We start from the raw sequence: 19,001 nt of genomic DNA, 5'->3' as shown, positions 1-19,001 counted from the left end.
CCGGAGCCGACGCACGATCGAATAAAGGAACCACCACGTGAAGGCACTCTCGCAGAAGCGACGTCACCCACTGGCAGCAATAGCCCTGCTGTTGATGGGCCTCCTCCTCACTGGTGGGCTGTACGCCGTTGCCACCAACGTCAACGAGGCCAAAGCCAGCACTGCAGAGTTCACCGCCAGCGATACCCAGGAAGGCGAGAAGCTCTTCGAAGCCAACTGCGCCACCTGCCACGGCATGGGTGCCGGCGGCACGCAGGACGGTCCCTCCCTGGTTGGTGTCGGCGCCGCCGCTGTTGACTTCCAGGTCGGCACCGGCCGCATGCCCATGCAGATGAACGGTCCCCAGGCCTACAAGAAGCCTGCCCAGTTCAACGAGACCCAGACCCACCAGCTGTCCGCCTACGTGGCGTCGCTGGGCGCCGGACCGGCCATTCCCGCCGAGGAGTACCTGGACGAGAAGGGCAATGCCGCCGAAGGCGGCGAGCTGTTCCGCGTGAACTGCGCCATGTGCCACAACGCAGCCGCAGCCGGCGGTGCGCTGACCCGCGGCAAGTTCGCTCCGGCACTGGCCGATGTCAGTGGCAAGCACATCTACGAGGCCATGGCCACCGGTCCGCAAAACATGCCGGTGTTCAGCGACTCGAACATCACGCCTGAAGGCAAGCGCGACATCATCACCTTCCTGAAGCAGATCGAGACCAACGGCTCCCCGGGCGGCGCAGACCTGGGTGCACTGGGCCCGGTTTCCGAAGGTCTGTTCGTGTGGATTGCCGGCCTCGGCGTCATCATCGCCTTCACCATCTGGCTGACGTCCCGCACGTCCTAGCCAAACCCGGCACGAAATATATGTCCTGCTGATTGCTCAGCAGGTTTGGAACTGAACATTAACTCGGCAAAGGCCGAGACGAGAGAAGGATGAGGCGAATCATGGGCAACCATAGTGACGGCAGTCCGAACCACTCGGGCACCGTAGCTACGGCTGGTCAGCATGAGGTGGAGAAATTCCAGGATCCTGGAATTCCCCCGCACCGGTTGCGCCTGGCTGACACGGACCCGAAAGCCGCCAAGCGCGCAGAACGGCAGGTTGCCGCTCTGTTCGCAACCTCAGTCATTGGCACTGCGATCTTCCTGGTGGCGTACTTCGCCATCGACCTGGGAGATGACTCCAGCATTGCCACCATCCGGCTGCAGAACGCACTGCTGGGAATCGGAACGGCATTTGCCATGCTCGGCATTGGCACCGGCATCGTGCACTGGGCCAAGGCCCTCATGCCGGACCACGAGGTCTCCGAGGAGCGCCACGCAATCCGCACCGAGGACGACCGCCAGGCGGCCGTCCGGATCGTGGATGACATCGTGGAGGAAACGGGCATCAAGCGCCGTCCCCTCATCCGCAACACCCTCCTTGGCGCAGTTGCCCTTGCACCGCTGCCGGCCCTCGCCGTTTTCGGTGACCTGGGACCGCGCCCGGACGACAAGCTGGCGCACACCATGTGGGCCCCGCAGGACGGCAAGCTCAAGCGCCTCACCCGCGACCCCGATGGAACCCCCATCAAGGCCTCGGATGTCACCATCGGTTCCGCCTTCCACGTCATCCCGGAAGGCCTCAACGAACTGCACGAAGGCAAGCTGAACGAGAAGGCCAAGGCCGTCGTTCTGCTGATGCGCCTCGATCCGGCTTCGCTCAACCCCTCCGAGGGCCGCGAGAGCTGGGGCTACAACGGCATCGTTGCTTACTCCAAGATCTGCACCCACGTCGGTTGCCCTGTTGCTCTCTACGAGCAGCAGACGCACCACCTGCTGTGCCCGTGCCACCAGTCAACCTTCGACCTCACCCAGGAATGCAAGGTTATCTTCGGCCCGGCCAGCCGCCCGCTCCCGCAGCTGCCCATCGCAGTTGACGACGAGGGCTACCTGGTCGCGACCAGCGACTTCAAAGAACCTGTAGGACCAAGTTACTGGGAGCGTGATGAGCATGAGCGCAGCATCAACAGCTGAAGCCCCCGCGTACGTAGCCAACACCAAAGTCGGACGCTTCACTGATTTCGTCGACGAGCGCGTCGGCGGATCGGGAATCCTCCGCGAATTCGGCCGCAAGGTCTTTCCGGACCACTGGTCCTTCATGTTCGGCGAGGTGGCGCTGTACTCCTTCGTCGTCCTGCTGATGTCCGGTACGTTCCTGACATTCTTCTTCGACCCGTCCATGGCGGAGACGCACTACAACGGCTCGTACACGCCGCTGAAGAACGTTGAAATGTCCGTGGCCTACAGCTCGTCGCTGGACATCTCCTTCGACGTCCGTGGCGGCCTGTTCATGCGCCAGGTCCACCACTGGGCAGCCCTGCTGTTCGTGGCCTCTGTCGCGGTCCACATGCTCCGCGTGTTCTTCACCGGCGCATTCCGCAAGCCCCGTGAGATGAACTGGGTGGTGGGCGGCGTCCTGCTGATCCTGGCCATGGCGGCCGGCTTCACCGGCTACTCCCTCCCCGATGACCTGCTGTCCGGCAACGGCCTGCGCATCATCGACGGCGTGATCAAGTCGATCCCCGTGATCGGCACCTACATCTCGTTCTTCCTCTTTGGCGGCGAGTTCCCGGGCACGGTCATCATCGGCCGTCTGTACACGCTGCACATCCTGCTGGTGCCGGCCCTGATCCTGCTGATGATCGTCATCCACCTCTTCATGGTTGTCGTGCACAAGCACACCCAGTACCCCGGCCCGGGCCGCAACGACCACAACGTCGTCGGCTACCCCCTGGGCCCGGTTTACGCTGCGAAGGCCGGCGGGTTCTTCTTCATCGTGTTCGGTGTCATCGCCCTCATGGCGGCGTTCTTCACCATCAACCCGATCTGGAACTACGGTCCGTACGACCCCTCCCCCGTGTCCGCAGGCACCCAGCCTGACTGGTACATCGGCTGGGTTGACGGCGCCCTGCGCCTGATGCCGGGTGTGATCAACGACTTCCACTTCGAATACGTGATCTTCGGCCAGGTGCTCACTCTGAACGTGCTGCTTCCGGCCCTCGTGCCCGCAGGCATCGTGTTCACCGTGCTGTTCACCTACCCGTGGATCGAACGCTGGATCACCAAGGACAACCGCGAGCACCACGTCCTGGACCGCCCGCGCAACGCTCCCACCCGTACGGCGATCGGCATGGCCGGTTTCACGTTCTACTGCGTCATGTGGGCAGCTGCAAGCTCCGACCTCATCGCCACGCACTTCCACGTGTCGCTGAACGACGTCACCTACTGGCTGCGCGCGCTGTTCTTCCTCGGCCCGATTATCGCTTTCGTCGTGACCAAGCGGGTGGCCCTGGCGCTGCAGCGCAAGGACCGTGAAATCGCGCTGCACGGCCGCGAGACCGGACGTATCGTCCGCCTCCCGCACGGTGAATTCATCGAGGTGCACGCACCGCTCGACGAGTACAAGCGCTACAAGCTTGTTGGCTTCGAGTCGCCCGCACCGATTCCGGCCCAGCCGAACGAGCACGGCGTGGTCACCCGCAAGGAAAACCGCCGCGCGAAGCTGTCCCGCTGGTTCTTCGAGGACCGCGTTGCTCCCGCAACACCTGCCGAGCTGGAAGCCGGCCACGGCCACCATGAAGCAGTTGAAGCCGGCGGGGGACAGAAGACCCTGAGCCACTAGCAAGCCACGCCACACGGCCGCAGCTGCACCCAGCTCCACCAAGAAAAAGGCCCGGTCCACCAGGACCGGGCCTTTTCTGTGTGCGGAGTGTGTTACGGAAGGTACGGGTTCGTCGCCTTCAGCCGCAGGCGGCGGACAGGCTACTGCTGCCGGTAACCCGACGCGTAGTTGCGGGTAGGCCGTACGCCGGGGCGCTGCAGCGGCACCCACAGCTTGTACCGGTCCGCCCGGTAGTAGGACACGGAGTAGTCCACCATGGCCCGGGCAACGAAGGCATGCCGCTGGATCTTCAGCAGCGGCGCCCCGATCTCCACATTGAGCAGACGGGCGGTGGAAGGTGATGCAGCCGTGGCCTCGATCATGTCCTCGCCCCATTCCATGACCAGCCCGAACTGCTCACTCAGGACGTTGTACAGCGACGTCGGCGGTTCGCCGTCGAGCAGCCCCGGCACCCGGTGGGCAGGGATGAAGTTTTCATCCACGCTCATCGGCTCGTTATCGGCCAGCAGAAGGCGCCGGAACCGCACCAGGGGCGTTCCCTCCTCCAGCTGCAGTTCGCGGGCCAGGAAGGCGCTGGCGGCGATCTGCTCGAAGCTCAGGACCTTCGCCGCCGGCACCATGCCGCGGCGCTGCATCTCTTCGCTGTAGGAGGTCAGCTTGACCTGCAGGTCCAGCTTGGGTTTCCGGACGAAAGTGCCCAGGCCGACCACACGATCGATGACCTCCTCCCCCACCAGGGCGTCGATGGCCTGGCGAACGGTCATCCGGGCCAGGCCGAAGCGCTCGGCCAGGTCCCGCTCGGAAGGCAGCGCCGAGCCCGGCGGGCACGACGTTGCAATGTAGCTCCTGAGGATCTCGCGGAGCTGAACGTAAATGGGGGTCCCGCTGGTCCGGTCGATTTCACCGGCAATGGCGGCTACGTTAGCAGCCACGGCGGCCGCTCCTGTAATGCATGCTCACACTTCAAGGGTAAGCCAACGCGGCCACAGGTCTAGACCAGGCTGCTCCCCTGGCCAATTGCCGGCAACGGGGCCGATATTCTTAAGGACGAACAAAAAGAAGGAAGACGACGGTGGCTTCCCCCCAATGTGCCATCCCGTCCCAGATGAAGGAGTCCAGTTGCCCGTTCGTAAGGCAATAGTTTCTGCGGCCATCGGCCTGCATGCCCGGCCCGCAGCGGTGTTCGTCCGCGCGGTCACGGAGACAGGGTTGCCGGTGACCATCCGCAAGGACGGCATTGACGCCGTCGATGCCCGGTCCCTGCTCGAGGTCATGACTGCCGACTTCAACTACGGCTGTGAGGTCGAGCTCGCGGTCAAAGAAGCGGCCCTCCCTGCCGGCAGGAGCCTCGGTGAAGCCGAGGCCGCCCTTGCAGGCCTCGTGGATCTGCTGGCATCGCAGAAGGCCAGCTGAACCCGGGCAGGCTGCATCTGTTACCCGTGATGTAAAAGACGGCAGAACAAAAGTACGACGGCGGGCCCCACCTTTTCGGTGGGGCCCGCCGTCGTTCTGTAAAACCAGGCTGTGTGGAACTAGGCCACTAGTGTGCGTGGTCTCCGCGGCTGTACTCGTAGACCCAGCCTACGAGGGCCACCAGCGCCATGCCGCCGGCGATGAAGACGATCCAGAAACCCACGGCCAGGCCGAGGAATCCTGCCGCGCAGGCGAGGCCGAGAACCAGCGGCCACCAGCTCCAGGGGCTGAAGTGGCCCTGCTCGCCGGCACCTTCGTGGATTTCAGCGTCCGCACGGTCCTCGGGGCGCATGCCCACGCGCTTGCCGGTGAACCCGAGGTAGGCACCGATCATGCCTGCCAGGCCGCCTACAAGGAGGATGCCCAGGATGCCGACCCACTCAGACCAGTTGGTGAGGAAGCCGTAGATGATCGAAACCGGAACGAAGAAGAAAACTCCTGCCCCAAAAATCCATGACTCGATTCTCATTGCGCGGTGTCCTTCTGATCAGCGTTGCCGAGCACGCTTGCTGCAGGTGCCGGCGACTCAACGGTGTGTGACTGGGAGAGCTCGGGGTGGTGCAGGTCCAGCGCCGGACGCTCGGAGCGGATGCGCGGCAGGGACGTGAAGTTGTGCCGCGGCGGCGGGCAGGACGTTGCCCACTCCAGGGAGGCGCCGAAGCCCCAGGGGTCGTCCACCTGAACCTTCTCCGCGTTGCGTGCCGTGATGTAGACGTTCCAGAAGAACGGGATCAGGGACGCGCCGAGGACGAACGAGGCGACGGTGGAGAACTGGTTCATCCAGGTGAAGTTGTCCTCCACCAGGTAGTCCGCGTAGCGGCGGGGCATGCCCTCGACGCCGAGCCAGTGCTGGATCAGGAAGGTGCCGTGGAAGCCCAGGAACAGGAGCCAGAAGTGGATCTTGCCGAGGCGCTCGTTGAGCATCTTGCCCGTCCACTTCGGCCACCAGAAGTAGAAGCCTGCGAACATCGCGAACACCACGGTGCCGAACACCACGTAGTGGAAGTGGGCCACCACGAAGTAGGAGTCGGAGACGTGGAAGTCCAGCGGCGGGGAGGCCAGGATGATGCCCGTCAGGCCGCCGAAGAGGAACGTGATAAGGAAGCCGATGCTCCACAGCATCGGGGTCTCGAACGTCAGCGAACCGCGCCACATGGTGCCGATCCAGTTGAAGAACTTCACGCCCGTCGGGACAGCGATCAGCATGGTCATGAAAGCGAAGAACGGCAGCAGCACGGAACCGGTGACGTACATGTGGTGCGCCCACACGGTCACGGACAGTGCGGCAATCGCGATGGTCGCGTAGACCAGGCCCTTGTAGCCGAAGATCGGCTTCCGGCTGAAGACCGGGAAGATCTCGGACACGATGCCGAAGAACGGAAGCGCGATGATGTACACCTCGGGGTGGCCGAAGAACCAGAACAGGTGCTGCCACAGGACGGCGCCGCCGTTCTCCGGGTCGAAGATGTGGGCGCCGAAGCGGCGGTCCGCGCCGAGGGCGAAGAGGGCTGCTGCCAGCGGCGGGAACGCCATCAGGACCAGGATGGCCGTGACAAGCGTGTTCCAGGTGAAGATCGGCATGCGCCACATGGTCATGCCCGGGGCACGCATGCAGATGATCGTGGTGATGAAGTTGACCGCGCCCAGGATGGTGCCGAAGCCGGACAGTGCCAGGCCGAAGACCCAGAGGTCACCGCCGACGCCGGGGCTGAAGGTGGTGTTGGAGAGCGGTGCGTAGGCGAACCAGCCGAACGATGCAGCACCCTGCGGGGTGATGAAACCGGATACAGCGATGGTGGAGCCAAACAGGAAGAACCAGAAGGCCAGCGCGTTCAGTCGGGGGAACGCCACGTCGGGCGCGCCGATCTGCAGGGGCATGATCACGTTCGCGAAGCCGGCAAAGAGCGGGGTGGCGAACATGAGCAGCATGACAGTGCCGTGCATGGTGAACAGCTGGTTGTACTGTTCCTTGGTCTGCAGGATCTGCATACCGGGTTCGAAGAGTTCGGCACGAATGAGCAGGGCCATCACGCCGCCGAAGCAGAAGAACACAAAGGACGCGATCAGGTACATGTACCCGATGGTCTTGTGGTCGGTGGAGGTGATCCAGTTGACGACGATGCGTCCCTTGGATTTGGGGACTACGGGAGCCTCGAGGATCCCGGGGGTCTGGGTGTAAGTAGCCACTTCGCTTCCCTTACTTCGTTGGGTTCAGGTTCGGGTTGCGGTCATACTCAACGCCGAGCAGGCCCGTGTTGCCGGCCTGGCGGAGCTCGTTCATGTGAGCCTGGAATTCGGACTCGGAAACAACCTTGACGCGGAACAGCATTTCGGAGTGGTACTCACCGCAGAGCTCGGCGCACTTGCCGTCGTAGGTGCCCTCTTTGGTGGGGGTGAACCGGATGTAGTTGGTCTTGCCCGGGATCATGTCCCTCTTCTGCAGGAATGCAGGAACCCAGAAGGAGTGGATGACGTCGCGCGCGTTCAGTTCCAGGTCAACCGACTTGTTGACGGGCAGGTAGAGGGTGGGGAGCTTCTCCTTGTCCACTTCCTTGCCAGTCAGGTGTGCCTGGACGCCGGCTTCGTAGACGTCCTCAGTGATGACCTCGCCCTTTTTGTAGTTGAAGTCCCATGCCCACTGCTTGCCGCGGACGTCCACTACGACGTCGGCCGGCTGCGAGCGGTCATCGATCGCCTGCTGGTCACGGTCGGTGAAGTAGAAGAACACCAGGACCATGAAGAGCGGGATCGTCAGGTAGAAGACCTCAAGGGGCAGGTTGAAGCTGGTCTGCCGCGGGAAGCCCACGGTGCCCTTGCGGCGGCGGTAGGCAACGAGGCACCAGACGATCAGGCCCCAAGTGATGATGCCCACCACGAGGGCGGCAATCCATGAGTTGACCCAGAGGTCCATGATGCGGTCAGTGTGATTGGTGGTGCCACGCTCGGTGGGCAGCCACCCCTTCTCTACCTCTGGCGAACATCCAGTCAAAACCAACGCGCCGGCAGTTGCCAAGCCAGTGATCATCGTGATCGTTTTGCGTCGGCTGCCGGTTCGGTTCTGCGAACTCACAGACGGCCCTTCCTACTTGTTGCTGTTGCCAGGGCAAAAAGCTTCCCGGGCACACTAAAAGTTTTACTACTCGGTGTAGAGCTTACCGCTCCCCGCAGGTTTTCGCCCACATGTCCCCACCGTGTGGCGGCGCCGGTTTTCACCGGCGCCGCCAAGAGGTACAGAGAGGGCTGTTTGGCCCGTTAGTGGAACGAGTCACCGCAGGCGCACGAGCCGCCCGCATTCGGGTTGTCGATGGTGAAGCCCTGCTTGGAGATGGTGTCTTCAAAGTCGATGCTGGCACCGCTGAGGTACGGCACACTCATCTTGTCGACGACAACCTCGACACCGTCGAAGTCGCGTACCGCGTCACCGTCAAGGAGGCGCTCGTCGAAGTACAGCTGGTAAATGAGGCCGGAGCAGCCGCCCGGCTGCACAGCCACGCGGAGGCGAAGATCGGTGCGGCCTTCCTGCTCCAGGAGGCTGCGGACCTTGCCTGCGGCAACGTCCGTCAGCTGAACCTCGTGGCTCGCCAGTTCCTCACTGGCCGTGCCGGCGGGCTCGATGCTGTTTTCATTGGTCGTAGTGCTCATTGGCCTACCTTACTAACGACGGTTGTGGCTGCCCCGCTTGCACGGTGCTTGCCCTTACGGAAACGGTACGGGCTATAGCTAATGCTACGTCGATCCTGCGCGGAGCTCTAACTTAGGCGTAACCCTCAGCCGGCCATCGTTGTTCCCGCCAGCCGGTCAGCCCAGGCCTTCGATATTCAGCCGGGCCAGCAGCAGCGCCTCGGCCACCACAGCGTTGCGGAAATCCGCCAGGTGCAGGGACTCGTTGGCGGAGTGGGCGCGGGAATCCGGGTCCTCCACGCCCGTCACCAGGATCTGGGCCCCGGGGTACAACTCTGTCAGGTCGCTGATGAACGGAATGGAACCGCCGATCCCCATTTCCACCGCCGGGACTCCCCATGCCTCGCCGAGGGCCCACATGGCGAAGCCGGCAGCTGCGGACCCGGTGTCGGTCTGGAAGGCGTTGCCGCTCTCCCCCGGCGTGAACGTGACTTTGGCGCCGAACGGCGCGTGGCTTTCCACGTGCCGGCGCACAGCCTCCATGGCCTCCGCCGGATCCTGGCCGGGGGCGAGCCGGAGGCTGAATTTGGCGCGGGCACTGGGCAGCAGAGTGTTGGAGGCGACATTGACCGCCGGCGCATCGAAGCCGATGATCGACAGGGCCGGCTTGGTCCACAGCCGGGACGCGATGCTTCCCGTGCCAGCCAGCCTCACGCCGTCGAGTACTGACGAATCCGCCCGGTACTCCTCCTCCGTCAGGTCCACGGCGGTTTCATCCCGGCTCACCAGACCCGCGATTGCAACGCTGCCGTCGTCGTCGTGGAGTGTGGCGATCAGTCGGGAAAGCAGCGTGGGGGCATCGAGCACCGGCCCGCCGAACATGCCCGAGTGCACGGCGTGGTCCAGGACCTGCACCTCGAAGGTTCCGTCAACGAGTCCTCGCAGGCTCGTGGTGAGGGCAGGCACGCCCACCTTCCAGTTGCTGGAATCGGCCACCACAATGACGTCGGCCCGGAGCAGTTCGCGGTGCGTTTCCAGAAACGTCCTGAAGGTGGGCGAGCCTGCCTCTTCCTCACCTTCGATAAAGAGGGTGACGCCAAGCCCGAATTCGTCACCGAGCACGCGGGTGACGGCGCCGTAGGCGGCCACATGCGCCATGATCCCCGCCTTGTCGTCCGCGGCGCCGCGCCCGTAGAGGCGCCCGTTGCGTTCGACGGCGGTGAACGGCTCGGATTCCCACAGCGCCGGATCGCCGGGTGGCTGGACGTCGTGGTGGGCGTAGAGAAGGATGGTTGGCTTGCCGGGCGCAGCTTCCCGGCGGGCCACAACGGCGGGCCCGCCGGGGGTGCCGTCCTCCTTGTCGCACCGCAGGATCCGCACGTCGGCGATGCCGGCAGCGCGCACCAACCCGGCGACCGCCTCAGCGCTGGCGGCCAGCGGGGCGGGGTCAAAGCTGGGCCATGCAATGCCGGGTATGGCCACCAGGTCCTTCAGGTGCGCAACTGTGGTGCCAAAATCCGCGTCAACGGCAGCGCGCAGGGCTTCTGTGTCGATGCCGGCCACTGTCCCGTCATATTGCACTGTCCCTCCATATTGCTGGGCGCCGTACTGCTGCGGGGTCGCCGCGGGGAATGTAGTCATGGCCAAACACTACCTGTGTCACACGCCACAACAAATATCGCAGCCCCGGCCGCCGGGCGGCACCGCCATGCCCGGCCGGGCGCGCCCGGGCATGACCGGGGGCACACTCCGCCAAGGTATTCTGTTGTGGTGTTCGGACGTAAAAAGGAAGCGCCAGCGGCGCAGGATGTAGTTGACCAGCAGGCTGCCGAAGCAGCCGCACTAGCGGGCAAAGGCGCACCCACACCAAAGCGCAAAGCACAGGAAGCGGCCCGCAAGCGCCCCCTCGTGCCGGTGGACCGCAAGGCCTCCAAGGAAGCAGAGCGTGCCGCCGCCCAGGAGCAGCGCGTGAAAGTGCGCCAGGCACTGGACACCGGTGACGAACGCTTCCTGCCGATCCGCGACAAGGGCCCCCAGAAGCGGTTTGCCCGGGACTACGTGGATGCGCGCTTCAGCCTGGGTGAGTACCTTATGTTCGGCGCTTTGGTGTTCGTCATCGTCTCGTTCGTCGTGCCAGCCAGCAGCGACATGATGATTTACGTGCTGGGCGGTTTCTGGGTTATGTTCCTGGCCGTTTTCGTCGACGTGTTCATCCTGTCCCGCAAGCTCCGCAAGCGCCTTGCCGCAAAGTTCGGCGAAGTTGAGCGCGGCACCGTCTGGTACGGTTCCATGCGCTCACTGCAGTTCCGCAAGCTTCGCCTGCCCAAGCCCCAGGTCCGCCGCGGGCAGTACCCGTCCTGATTCCGCAACTTCCTCCTGCCGCGCGGTGTGGCAGGGGACGGTCCCGGACCTAACACAACAGCCCGGCGGTATAACCGCCGGGCTGTTGTGTTTAACGCGCGTGCTCGACGCCTGTGCTAGCGGGCCCCGCGGCGGCTCTTGGCAAGTTCCCTGTTGATCCGGGCGGCCCAGAACGGCCCCTCGTACAGGAAGGCCGTGTAGCCCTGGACCAGGGTGGCGCCGGCGTCCAGCCGATCCTGAACGTCGCCGGCCGTTGCCACGCCGCCCACCGAGATCAGTGTCAGCCGGTCCTGGGTGACCGCCTTCAGCCGCCGCAGCACCTCCAGCGAGCGGTTCTTCAGCGGGGCACCCGACAGGCCGCCGGCACCGCAGTCCTCCACCTTGTCCGCTGCGGCGGTGAGCCCTTCGCGGCCGATGGTGGTGTTGGTGGCGATGATGCCGTCGAGCCCCAGGTCCATAGCCAGCCGGGCGACGTCGTCGATGTCCTCGTCGGTGAGGTCGGGAGCAATCTTGACCAGCAGCGGAACGTGTCGGCCGGCGGACTTGTCCGCTTCCTCCCCCACTGCCTTCAGCAGCGGCCGGAGCGTCTCCACGTTCTGCAGGAGCCGGAGCCCGGGTGTGTTCGGCGAGCTGACGTTAACCACGAGGTAGTCAGCCGCGGGGGCCAGGCTGCGGGCACTGATGAGGTAGTCCTCGACGGCGTCCTCAAGCTCGACGATCTTGGTCTTGCCGATGTTCACGCCGATTACGGGCCGCACCCGGGTGTGCCGGCGCTGCAGCGCAGCCCGGGCGGCCTTGAGCCGCGGAGCCACGGCGGCGGCGCCGTCGTTGTTGAACCCCATCCGGTTGATGACGGCCCGGTCCTCAATAAGCCGGAACAGCCGGGGCTCTTCGTTGCCGGGCTGGGCCTGGCCGGTGATGGTGCCCACTTCGATATGGCCGAATCCCAGTTCCGTCAGGGCCTCGATGCCGTGGCCCTCCTTGTCGAAGCCGGCGGCCAGCCCGAACGGTGACGGGAAGGTCAGGCCGAGCGCGTTCGTCTGCAGCGACGCCGGCGGTGCCGTAAACCGTTCCAGCCCCCGTCCCGCACCCACGGCATGGACCAGCCGGATCCCCTTGAAACCGATTTTGTGGGCGCGTTCGGCGTCCATCCATGAAAAGGCCAGCCTGAAAAAAGTGGGGTATACGCGCATGCCTCTAGTTTTCCGTCTCCGGCGGTGCAGACCAAACCGGGCTGACACAACACCACATGGCCGGGACTGAAAAGTCCTACGCTGGTGCCATGGAGTGGCAGAGCGACATTCTGGGGCCGGGCTTTGAGTCCTGTCCTTTTGACGCTGTGGGCGGGGACGGCGTCCGGCGCCGGGCAACCCTGGTCAGGTACACTTCACCGGCCGCCACGGACACCCTGAAAGCACCGGACGTCAGTCCTGCCGGCCCGCGCCGGGCGGTCCTCTTCCTGCATGGCTGGAGCGATTACTTCTTCAATATTGAGCTGGCACAGTTCTGGGAGGCGCAGGGATTCGATTTTTTTGCCCTGGACATGCACAACCATGGCCGCAGCCTGCAGCCGGGCACGCACGGCGGCTACGTCGCCGATCTGGGCAACTATGACGCCGAAATCGGCACCGCCGTCGGCATGATCGGCGGGTCCGGCGGTGCAGCACCCGTGCAGCTCACGCTCATGGGCCATTCCACGGGTGGCCTTGTGGCAGCCCTTTGGGCCAGCCGCAATCAGGGCGCAGTCACCCAACTCGTGCTGAACAGCCCGTGGCTGGAAATGCACCGCAGCGCAATGCTGCGGCGTGCGGCGTGGACCATGGTGGAGCCGATCGCCCGACTTCGGCCGGACGCTGTGCTCAGGTTGCCCGAGCGCGGTTTCTATTGGCGGAGCATCAGCAGTTCCGCTGGAGGCGAGTGGACCCTGGACAATGCCTACCGTCCGCCCCTGGCCTTTCCCGTGCGCGCCGCCTGGCTCAGCGCCATCCTGGCCGGGCAGGCCAAGGTGGCGCGCGGCCTGGACATCGAGGTCCCCATTCTGGTGCTGTTGTCGGCCGCCAGCGAGAACGGCATGGTGTGGAAAGAGGAAATGCGCCGGACTGACGCTGTGCTGGACGTCAAGACCATTGCCGCCCGTGCCATGTCGCTGGGCAGGAGCGTCACCGTGGAGCGCATCGACGGCGCCCTTCACGATGTGTTCCTCTCCGGCGCCGCTGTACGCGCCGATGCCTACGCGCGGCTGGCCCGGTGGCTCAAGGGGCAGGCGGGCTGAAGCTTAAAGTGCCTGGGCGGCGTCCACGGCGCCGCCGTACCGGCGGTCCCGCTTGGCATAAATCTCCACGGCATCCCAGAGGGTGCGCCGGTCGACGTCGGGCCACAGGGTGTCCAGGAAGACGAACTCGGCGTAGGCCGACTGCCACAGCATGAAGTTGGACAGGCGCTGTTCGCCGGAGCTGCGGAGGAAGAGGTCGACGTCGGGAAGGTCCGGCTCGTCGAGGTACTTCTGGATCGTCTTCTCGGTGGTGGCGCCGGGCTTGAGCCTGCCGTCGGCCACATCCTGGGCAATGGCGGACACGGCGTCCGCAATTTCCGCCCGGCCGCCGTAGTTCACGCACATGGTCAGGGTGCAGGTGCTGTTTCCGGCGGTGTATGCCTCCGCCTCCTCAAGCTCGCGGATGACCGAACCCCAGAGCCGGGGACGCCGCCCGGACCAGCGGATCCGCACGCCCCACTCATCAAGCTGGTTCCGCTGGCGGCGCAGCACCTCCTTGTTGAAACCCATCAGGAAGCGCACCTCCTCAGGTGACCGGCGCCAGTTCTCGGTGGAGAACGCGTACACGGTGACGTATTCGATGCCGAGTTCAATGGCCCCGGCCACGACGTCCAGCAGTGCAGGCTCCCCCGCCTTGTGGCCCTCGATGCGCGGCAGGCCGCGCTGGTTGGCCCACCTGCCGTTGCCGTCCATCACGATCGCCACGTGTCTGGGCACGAACTCGGCCGGAATCGACGGCGGAACGGCCCCCGAGGTATGCGGGTACGGGGCAACCACAGGTGCGGTACGGCGCCGGGCAGGACTCGTCTTCTTTCCCAAGGACACTGTTAGGTACGCTCCACATGCTTGAGGGATTTCAGGACACGCTCCAGGTGCCACTGCAGATAGCTTGCCACGAGGCCGGCGGATTCCCGGCGGTGGACCGGAAGGGAAGCGTCCGCCGTCGGCCAGTCCCCGGTGAGCAGCGCGCCCAGCAGGGTGACCGTCTCCGGCGCCGGCGCCGGCGACCCGGGCGGGCGGCAGCCGCCGCAGACCATGCCGCCGAGCGGGGCGGAGAAGGCGGTGTGCGGCCCCCGCGCGCCGCAGCGCGCGCAGTCGGTGAAGCTGGGCGCCCAGCCGCCGGTGGACAGGGCCCGCAGCAGATACGAATCCAGGATCAGCTCCGGTGCGTGGTCCCCACGGCTCAGCGAGGCCAGGGCGCCGACCAGCAGGTTGTACTGCGCGGTCCCGGCTTCACCGTCGACGTCGGTGAGCTTTTCGGCGGTTTCGGTCATGGCCGCAGCCACTGTATAGCGGGCGTAGTCGGCGGCGATGTTGCCCCCGTAGGCGCCCTTGGCGACGGCCTGGGTCACGATGTCGAGGGTTTTGCCGGACACGAGCTGCAGGTCTGCCACCATGAAAGGCTCCAGGCGGGCACCGAAGCGGCTGGTGGTCCGCCGGACTCCCTTGGCCACCGCCCTGACCTGGCCGTGGTGCTTGGTGAGCAGGGTGATGATCCGGTCCGCCTCGCCCAGCTTGTGGGTGCGCAACACCACGGCGTCGTCGCGGTAGCTGCGCGCTGCGAAAGATTGGACCACGCTTTATCTTCCCATTGACTCATCAAAACGGCTGCGCCGCCGGTGCGGACCGGCGGCGCAGCTGTCAGGAAGCTCAGGCCTGGGCGTCCCGGATGGCCCGGTTCACGGCGGAGATGACTGCCTTCAGCGCAGAGGTGCTGGTGTTCGAGTCGATGCCGACACCCCACAGGACGCGCTCTCCAACGGCACATTCGACGTAGGCGGCGGCGAGGGCGCTGCCGCCTTCGGACAGGGCGTGCTCGCTGTAGTCCAGAACACGCACGTCCACGCCGTCCTGGCCGAGGATGTCCAGCAGCGCGGCGATGGGTCCGTTGCCGGTGCCGGTGCGGCTGACGTGCGTGCCGTCCACGCCCAGGGAGGCGTGCAGGGTCATGGAACCGTCCTCGTCGGTTTCGGTCTTCACAGAACCGAGCGAGTACCGTCCCCACTGGCTTTCCGCCTGCGAGGACGGCAGGTATTCGTCCTGGAACAGCTGCCACAGCTGGGCACCGCTGACCTCGCCACCCACGGTGTCGGTCCGGCGCTGGATGACTCCGGAAAACTCGATCTGTGCGCGCCGCGGCAGGTCCAGGCTGTGCTCGCTCTTGAGCAGGTAGGCCACGCCGCCCTTGCCGGACTGGGAGTTGACGCGGATCACCGCTTCGTAGCTGCGGCCGAGGTCCTTGGGGTCCACGGGCAGGTAGGGCACCTGCCAGGTGAAGTCGCTGACGTCCTTGCCGGCAGCCGCCGCATCCTTCTCCAGGGCTTCGAGGCCCTTCTTGATGGCGTCCTGGTGGGAGCCGGAGAATGCGGTGAAGACGAGGTCGCCGCCGTAGGGTGCCCGCTCGGCCACCGGCAGCTGGTTGCAGTACTCCACGGTGCGCCGGACCTCGTCGATGTCGGAGAAGTCGATCATCGGGTCGATGCCCTGCACGAACATGTTCAGGCCCAGGGTCACCAGGTCCACGTTGCCGGTCCGCTCACCGTTGCCGAACAGGCAACCCTCAATGCGGTCGGCGCCGGCCTGGTAGCCCAGCTCGGCCGCGGCCACGCCGGTGCCGCGGTCGTTGTGCGGGTGCAGGGAGAGGATGATGCCTTCGCGCGGGTGCAGGTGGCGGCTCATCCACTCAATGGAGTCCGCGTAGACGTTCGGGGTGGCCATCTCCACGGTGGCCGGCAGGTTGATGATCACCTGGCGGTCGGCGGAGGCCTCAAAGACGTCGGCGACGGCGTTGCACACCCGCACCGCGTACTCCAGCTCCGTGCCCGTGAAGGATTCGGGAGAGTACTCGTAGGTGATGTGGGTGTCACCCAGCGTCTCTTCGTACTTTTTGCAGAGGCGGGCACCCTGCAGGGCGATGTCGAGGATTCCGTCCTCGTCCTGGTTGAACACCACGCGGCGCTGCAGGACCGACGTGGAGTTGTACAGGTGCACGATGGCCTGCTTGGCGCCCACCAAGGACTCGTAGGTCCGCTCGATGAGGTGTTCGCGGGCCTGGGTCAGGACCTGAATGGTGACGTCGTCCGGGATGTGGTTGCCCTCGATCAGCTGGCGGACGAAGTCGAAGTCGGTCTGGGACGCGGACGGGAAGCCGACCTCAATCTCCTTGTAGCCCATCCGGACCAGCAGATCGAACATCTTCATCTTGCGGGCCGGGCTCATGGGGTCGATCAGTGCCTGGTTGCCGTCCCGCAGGTCCACGGCGCACCAGCGCGGCGCGGTGGTGATGATTTTGTCCGGCCAGGTACGGTCCGGCAGATCAACCTTGATCTGGTCCTGGAAGGGGATGTAGCGGTGGATCGGCATGCCCGAGGGCTTCTGTGCGTTTCGCATTAATCTGGCCTTTTCTGTGATTCCTGAGTGAAAGGGTGGCCGGGCAACACAAACTCCGCGACGAGGGTGGGCCTTGCGCTAGATCGCGTCTGAGGCCTCGCCGCGGCAGCTAAGAAGAAGGAGCTCTGCACGCACCATTTCACAGTAACACGCGTGCGTAAGATGAAGGGGCAACACCTCCAGCAACGTCCACCATGCAGACGCTGCGCCGGTGACAGTGCCGGCAGCAGCCCGTCATCGAAGGAGCTCCTGTGCCAATTTCGGGGATCGCCCTGTCAAACATCGACCGCAGCGTGAGGCCACAGGACGACCTCTACCAGCACGTGAACGGCGCCTGGCTGAAGGAGACCACCATCCCTGACGACCGTGCGCTGGAAGGGACGTTCACCGCCCTGCGCGACGGCTCCGAGTTGGCAGTCCGGGAGATCATCGAGGAGGCCGCGGCAAAGGGCTCCGAGGCCAGCGGCATTGAGCGGAAAATCGGCGACCTCTACAGCAGCTTCATGGATGAGGCAGCCGTCGAGGCCAAGGGCCTGGACCCCATCCGCGGACGCCTGGCCGAGATCTTCGGCACGAGCAGTGTTGCCGAACTGCTGGCACTGGCGGGCCGGCTCTTCCGCGCTGATGTGTCAGGACTTTTCTACATCTACCCGGCACCCGATGCCGGCAATCCCGAGCGGGTTCTCCTGTACACGGGCCAGGGCGGCCTGGGCCTGCCGGACGAGTCCTACTACCGCGAGGAGAAATTTGCCTCTGTAGTGCAGTCCTACCGGGAGTACGTGGGCACCATGTTCGGCCTGGCCGGCGTGGCCGATCCCGAAGCCGCCGCAGCCCGGGTGGTGGCTTTGGAAACCGCCCTTGCTTCGCACCACTGGGACAACGTCACGCTGCGGAACCCGCAGAAGACCTACAACCTGAAATCGGCGGATGAGGCCCGGGAGCTGTTCCCCCTGCTGGACACCTGGTTTGAGGCCGCGGACATCGCAGAAGACAAGCGGCAGGAGATCGTGGTCAGCACCCCTGACTTCTTCTCCGGTGCCGCCGCGCTGCTGGACTCCGAGTCGCTGCCCGTGTGGCAGGAATGGCTTGCCCTGCGGGTCATCAACTCGGCAGCCCCCTACCTCTCGTCCGCTTTCGTCGAGACGAACTTCGCCTTCTACGGCACCACCATCAGCGGCACCCCGCGGAACAAGGACCGCTGGAAGCGGGGCGTCGCCGTCGTCGAGGCCGCTCTGGGCGAGGCAGTTGGCCAGATCTACGTCGCCCGGCACTTTCCGGAGGGCCACAAGGCCCGCATGCAGACGCTCGTGGGGAACCTGATCGAGGCGTACCGGCAGAGCATCAGCGCCCTGGACTGGATGGGCGAGGACACCAAAGCGGAAGCCCTTCGCAAGCTGGGGGCCTTCCGCGCGAAGATCGGTTTCCCGGACGAATGGATCGACTATTCGGCTGTGGTGATCGACCCCGCCGACCTCCTGGGGAACGTCGAACGGGCCCACAACGCCGACGTCGACCGGCACCTGGACGAAGTGGGCAAGCCCGTAGACCACAACAAGTGGCTCATGACGCCGCAGACCGTCAACGCCTACTACCACCCGATGCTGAATGAGGTCGTGTTTCCGGCGGCCATCCTCCAGCCGCCGTTCTTCACCGCCGAAGCCGATGACGCCGTGAACTATGGCGGCATCGGGGCCGTCATCGGGCACGAAATCGGCCACGGCTTCGATGACCAGGGCTCCCAGTTCGACGGCAAGGGCGAGCTGCGCAACTGGTGGACAGAGGACGACCGGAAGGCCTTCGAGGCCCTGACCAGCCGCCTCGTGGACCAGTTCAACGCGCTCTCCCCCTACGCTGCGCCGGGCCACAACGTCAACGGCAGGCTCACGCTCGGCGAAAACATCGGCGACCTGGGCGGCCTCACCATTGCGCACAAGGCCTACCGCCTCAGCCTTGACGGCCAGGAACCGCCGGTGATCGACGGGCTGACCGGCGAGCAGCGTTTCTTCGCCTCCTGGGCGGCCGGCTGGCGCCAGGTGATCCGCACCGAGGAGGCGATCCGGCGGTTGGCCACGGACCCGCACTCCCCCAACGAGTTCCGTACCAACGCCATCGCCAAGAACCTTGACTCCTTCCACGCCGCGTTCGGTGTGACGGAGGAGGACGGCATGTGGATGCCACCGGCGGAGCGCGTCAGCATTTGGTAAACGCAAAAATGCCGGGCCGCCCCTCGTTCGGGGC

At 65.2% G+C, this 19,001-nt stretch carries 17 protein-coding genes; 7 read left to right on the top strand and 10 right to left on the bottom strand.

Going from position 1 to position 19,001, the window contains the following annotated elements; translation table 11 throughout:
- Positions 1-37: 37 nt before the first annotated feature.
- From qcrC to qcrB, 3 genes are all read left to right on the top strand, one after another.
- Positions 38-826 carry a cytochrome bc1 complex diheme cytochrome c subunit gene (gene qcrC / locus BWQ92_RS20830; RefSeq protein ID WP_076802861.1) on the top strand — a complete coding sequence of 263 codons (789 nt, stop codon included), beginning with the start codon at positions 38-40 and terminating at the stop codon, positions 824-826.
- A 101-nt stretch (positions 827-927) separates the two neighbouring features.
- The gene (qcrA, locus tag BWQ92_RS20825; protein WP_076802859.1) at positions 928-1,998 is read left to right on the top strand and encodes a cytochrome bc1 complex Rieske iron-sulfur subunit; all 1,071 of its coding nucleotides are present in this window, start codon (positions 928-930) and stop codon (positions 1,996-1,998) included.
- Positions 1,976-3,646: a cytochrome bc1 complex cytochrome b subunit gene (gene qcrB, locus BWQ92_RS20820; RefSeq protein ID WP_076802857.1), complete on the top strand. Its 1,671-nt coding sequence runs from the start codon at positions 1,976-1,978 to the stop codon at positions 3,644-3,646. The genes qcrA and qcrB overlap by 23 nt, the downstream gene beginning before the upstream one ends.
- Positions 3,647-3,786: 140 nt before the next feature.
- Here qcrB and BWQ92_RS20815 read toward each other — a convergent pair whose 3' ends face one another.
- Positions 3,787-4,578 (bottom strand): GntR family transcriptional regulator, encoded by a 792-nt coding sequence (locus tag BWQ92_RS20815; protein WP_076802855.1) that lies wholly within the window; start codon positions 4,576-4,578, stop codon positions 3,787-3,789.
- 187 nt (positions 4,579-4,765) lie between these two features.
- Between BWQ92_RS20815 and BWQ92_RS20810 the strand changes: the two genes are divergently transcribed.
- Positions 4,766-5,059, top strand: coding sequence for an HPr family phosphocarrier protein (locus BWQ92_RS20810; protein ID WP_076802854.1), 294 nt, complete (start codon positions 4,766-4,768; stop codon positions 5,057-5,059).
- A 127-nt stretch (positions 5,060-5,186) separates the two neighbouring features.
- On the opposite strand, the gene BWQ92_RS20805 is transcribed toward BWQ92_RS20810, so the two are convergent.
- From BWQ92_RS20805 to BWQ92_RS20785, 5 genes are all read right to left on the bottom strand, one after another.
- The gene (locus BWQ92_RS20805; protein WP_076802853.1) at positions 5,187-5,588 is read right to left on the bottom strand and encodes a cytochrome c oxidase subunit 4; all 402 of its coding nucleotides are present in this window, start codon (positions 5,586-5,588) and stop codon (positions 5,187-5,189) included.
- Positions 5,585-7,306, bottom strand: coding sequence for an aa3-type cytochrome oxidase subunit I (gene ctaD / locus BWQ92_RS20800; RefSeq protein WP_076802852.1), 1,722 nt, complete (start codon positions 7,304-7,306; stop codon positions 5,585-5,587). Before ctaD ends, BWQ92_RS20805 begins: the two co-directional genes overlap by 4 nt.
- A gap of 10 nt (positions 7,307-7,316) precedes the next feature.
- Positions 7,317-8,189 (bottom strand): aa3-type cytochrome oxidase subunit II, encoded by an 873-nt coding sequence (ctaC, locus tag BWQ92_RS20795; RefSeq protein WP_076802851.1) that lies wholly within the window; start codon positions 8,187-8,189, stop codon positions 7,317-7,319.
- 182 nt (positions 8,190-8,371) lie between these two features.
- Positions 8,372-8,761: a HesB/IscA family protein gene (locus tag BWQ92_RS20790; protein ID WP_076802850.1), complete on the bottom strand. Its 390-nt coding sequence runs from the start codon at positions 8,759-8,761 to the stop codon at positions 8,372-8,374.
- A gap of 156 nt (positions 8,762-8,917) precedes the next feature.
- Positions 8,918-10,381 carry a dipeptidase gene (locus BWQ92_RS20785; protein WP_083706383.1) on the bottom strand — a complete coding sequence of 488 codons (1,464 nt, stop codon included), beginning with the start codon at positions 10,379-10,381 and terminating at the stop codon, positions 8,918-8,920.
- 129 nt (positions 10,382-10,510) lie between these two features.
- Between BWQ92_RS20785 and BWQ92_RS20780 the strand changes: the two genes are divergently transcribed.
- Positions 10,511-11,101: a DUF3043 domain-containing protein gene (locus tag BWQ92_RS20780; protein ID WP_076803873.1), complete on the top strand. Its 591-nt coding sequence runs from the start codon at positions 10,511-10,513 to the stop codon at positions 11,099-11,101.
- A 116-nt stretch (positions 11,102-11,217) separates the two neighbouring features.
- On the opposite strand, the gene BWQ92_RS20775 is transcribed toward BWQ92_RS20780, so the two are convergent.
- Complete coding sequence (locus BWQ92_RS20775) at positions 11,218-12,294, bottom strand: quinone-dependent dihydroorotate dehydrogenase (RefSeq protein ID WP_076802848.1); 1,077 nt, start codon at positions 12,292-12,294, stop codon at positions 11,218-11,220.
- Positions 12,295-12,383: 89 nt separating this feature from the next.
- Here BWQ92_RS20775 and BWQ92_RS20770 point away from each other — a divergent pair, with 89 nt between their 5' ends.
- Positions 12,384-13,373 (top strand): alpha/beta hydrolase, encoded by a 990-nt coding sequence (locus tag BWQ92_RS20770; protein ID WP_076803872.1) that lies wholly within the window; start codon positions 12,384-12,386, stop codon positions 13,371-13,373.
- Between the two features lie 3 nt (positions 13,374-13,376).
- On the opposite strand, the gene BWQ92_RS20765 is transcribed toward BWQ92_RS20770, so the two are convergent.
- From BWQ92_RS20765 to leuA, 3 genes are all read right to left on the bottom strand, one after another.
- Positions 13,377-14,198 (bottom strand): isoprenyl transferase, encoded by an 822-nt coding sequence (locus BWQ92_RS20765; protein ID WP_076802847.1) that lies wholly within the window; start codon positions 14,196-14,198, stop codon positions 13,377-13,379.
- A 2-nt stretch (positions 14,199-14,200) separates the two neighbouring features.
- Positions 14,201-14,950 carry a DNA repair protein RecO gene (gene recO / locus BWQ92_RS20760; RefSeq protein WP_076802846.1) on the bottom strand — a complete coding sequence of 250 codons (750 nt, stop codon included), beginning with the start codon at positions 14,948-14,950 and terminating at the stop codon, positions 14,201-14,203.
- A 73-nt stretch (positions 14,951-15,023) separates the two neighbouring features.
- A complete protein-coding gene (gene leuA, locus BWQ92_RS20755) occupies positions 15,024-16,763 on the bottom strand; it encodes a 2-isopropylmalate synthase (RefSeq protein ID WP_076802845.1) in 1,740 nt (579 codons plus the stop codon).
- Between the two features lie 251 nt (positions 16,764-17,014).
- Here leuA and BWQ92_RS20750 point away from each other — a divergent pair, with 251 nt between their 5' ends.
- Positions 17,015-18,967, top strand: a complete 1,953-nt coding sequence (locus BWQ92_RS20750; protein ID WP_076802842.1) for a M13 family metallopeptidase — start codon at positions 17,015-17,017, stop codon at positions 18,965-18,967.
- Positions 18,968-19,001 lie beyond the last annotated feature (34 nt).

Source organism: Arthrobacter sp. QXT-31, from assembly GCF_001969265.1.
Taxonomy (GTDB): Bacteria; Actinomycetota; Actinomycetes; order Actinomycetales; family Micrococcaceae; genus Arthrobacter.
Note: the sequence above shows the minus strand (reverse complement) of the source record. Positions and strands in the feature narration are given on the sequence as shown.

Coding starts and splice junctions, on each gene's coding strand:
- qcrA (WP_076802859.1), top strand. CDS start 928: ATGGGCAACCATAGTGACGGCAGTCCGAACCACTCGGGCACCGTAGCT.
- qcrB (WP_076802857.1), top strand. CDS start 1,976: ATGAGCGCAGCATCAACAGCTGAAGCCCCCGCGTACGTAGCCAACACC.
- BWQ92_RS20805 (WP_076802853.1), bottom strand. CDS start 5,588: ATGAGAATCGAGTCATGGATTTTTGGGGCAGGAGTTTTCTTCTTCGTT.
- BWQ92_RS20790 (WP_076802850.1), bottom strand. CDS start 8,761: ATGAGCACTACGACCAATGAAAACAGCATCGAGCCCGCCGGCACGGCC.
- BWQ92_RS20785 (WP_083706383.1), bottom strand. CDS start 10,381: ATGACTACATTCCCCGCGGCGACCCCGCAGCAGTACGGCGCCCAGCAA.
- BWQ92_RS20775 (WP_076802848.1), bottom strand. CDS start 12,294: ATGCGCGTATACCCCACTTTTTTCAGGCTGGCCTTTTCATGGATGGAC.
- BWQ92_RS20770 (WP_076803872.1), top strand. CDS start 12,384: ATGGAGTGGCAGAGCGACATTCTGGGGCCGGGCTTTGAGTCCTGTCCT.
- leuA (WP_076802845.1), bottom strand. CDS start 16,763: ATGCGAAACGCACAGAAGCCCTCGGGCATGCCGATCCACCGCTACATC.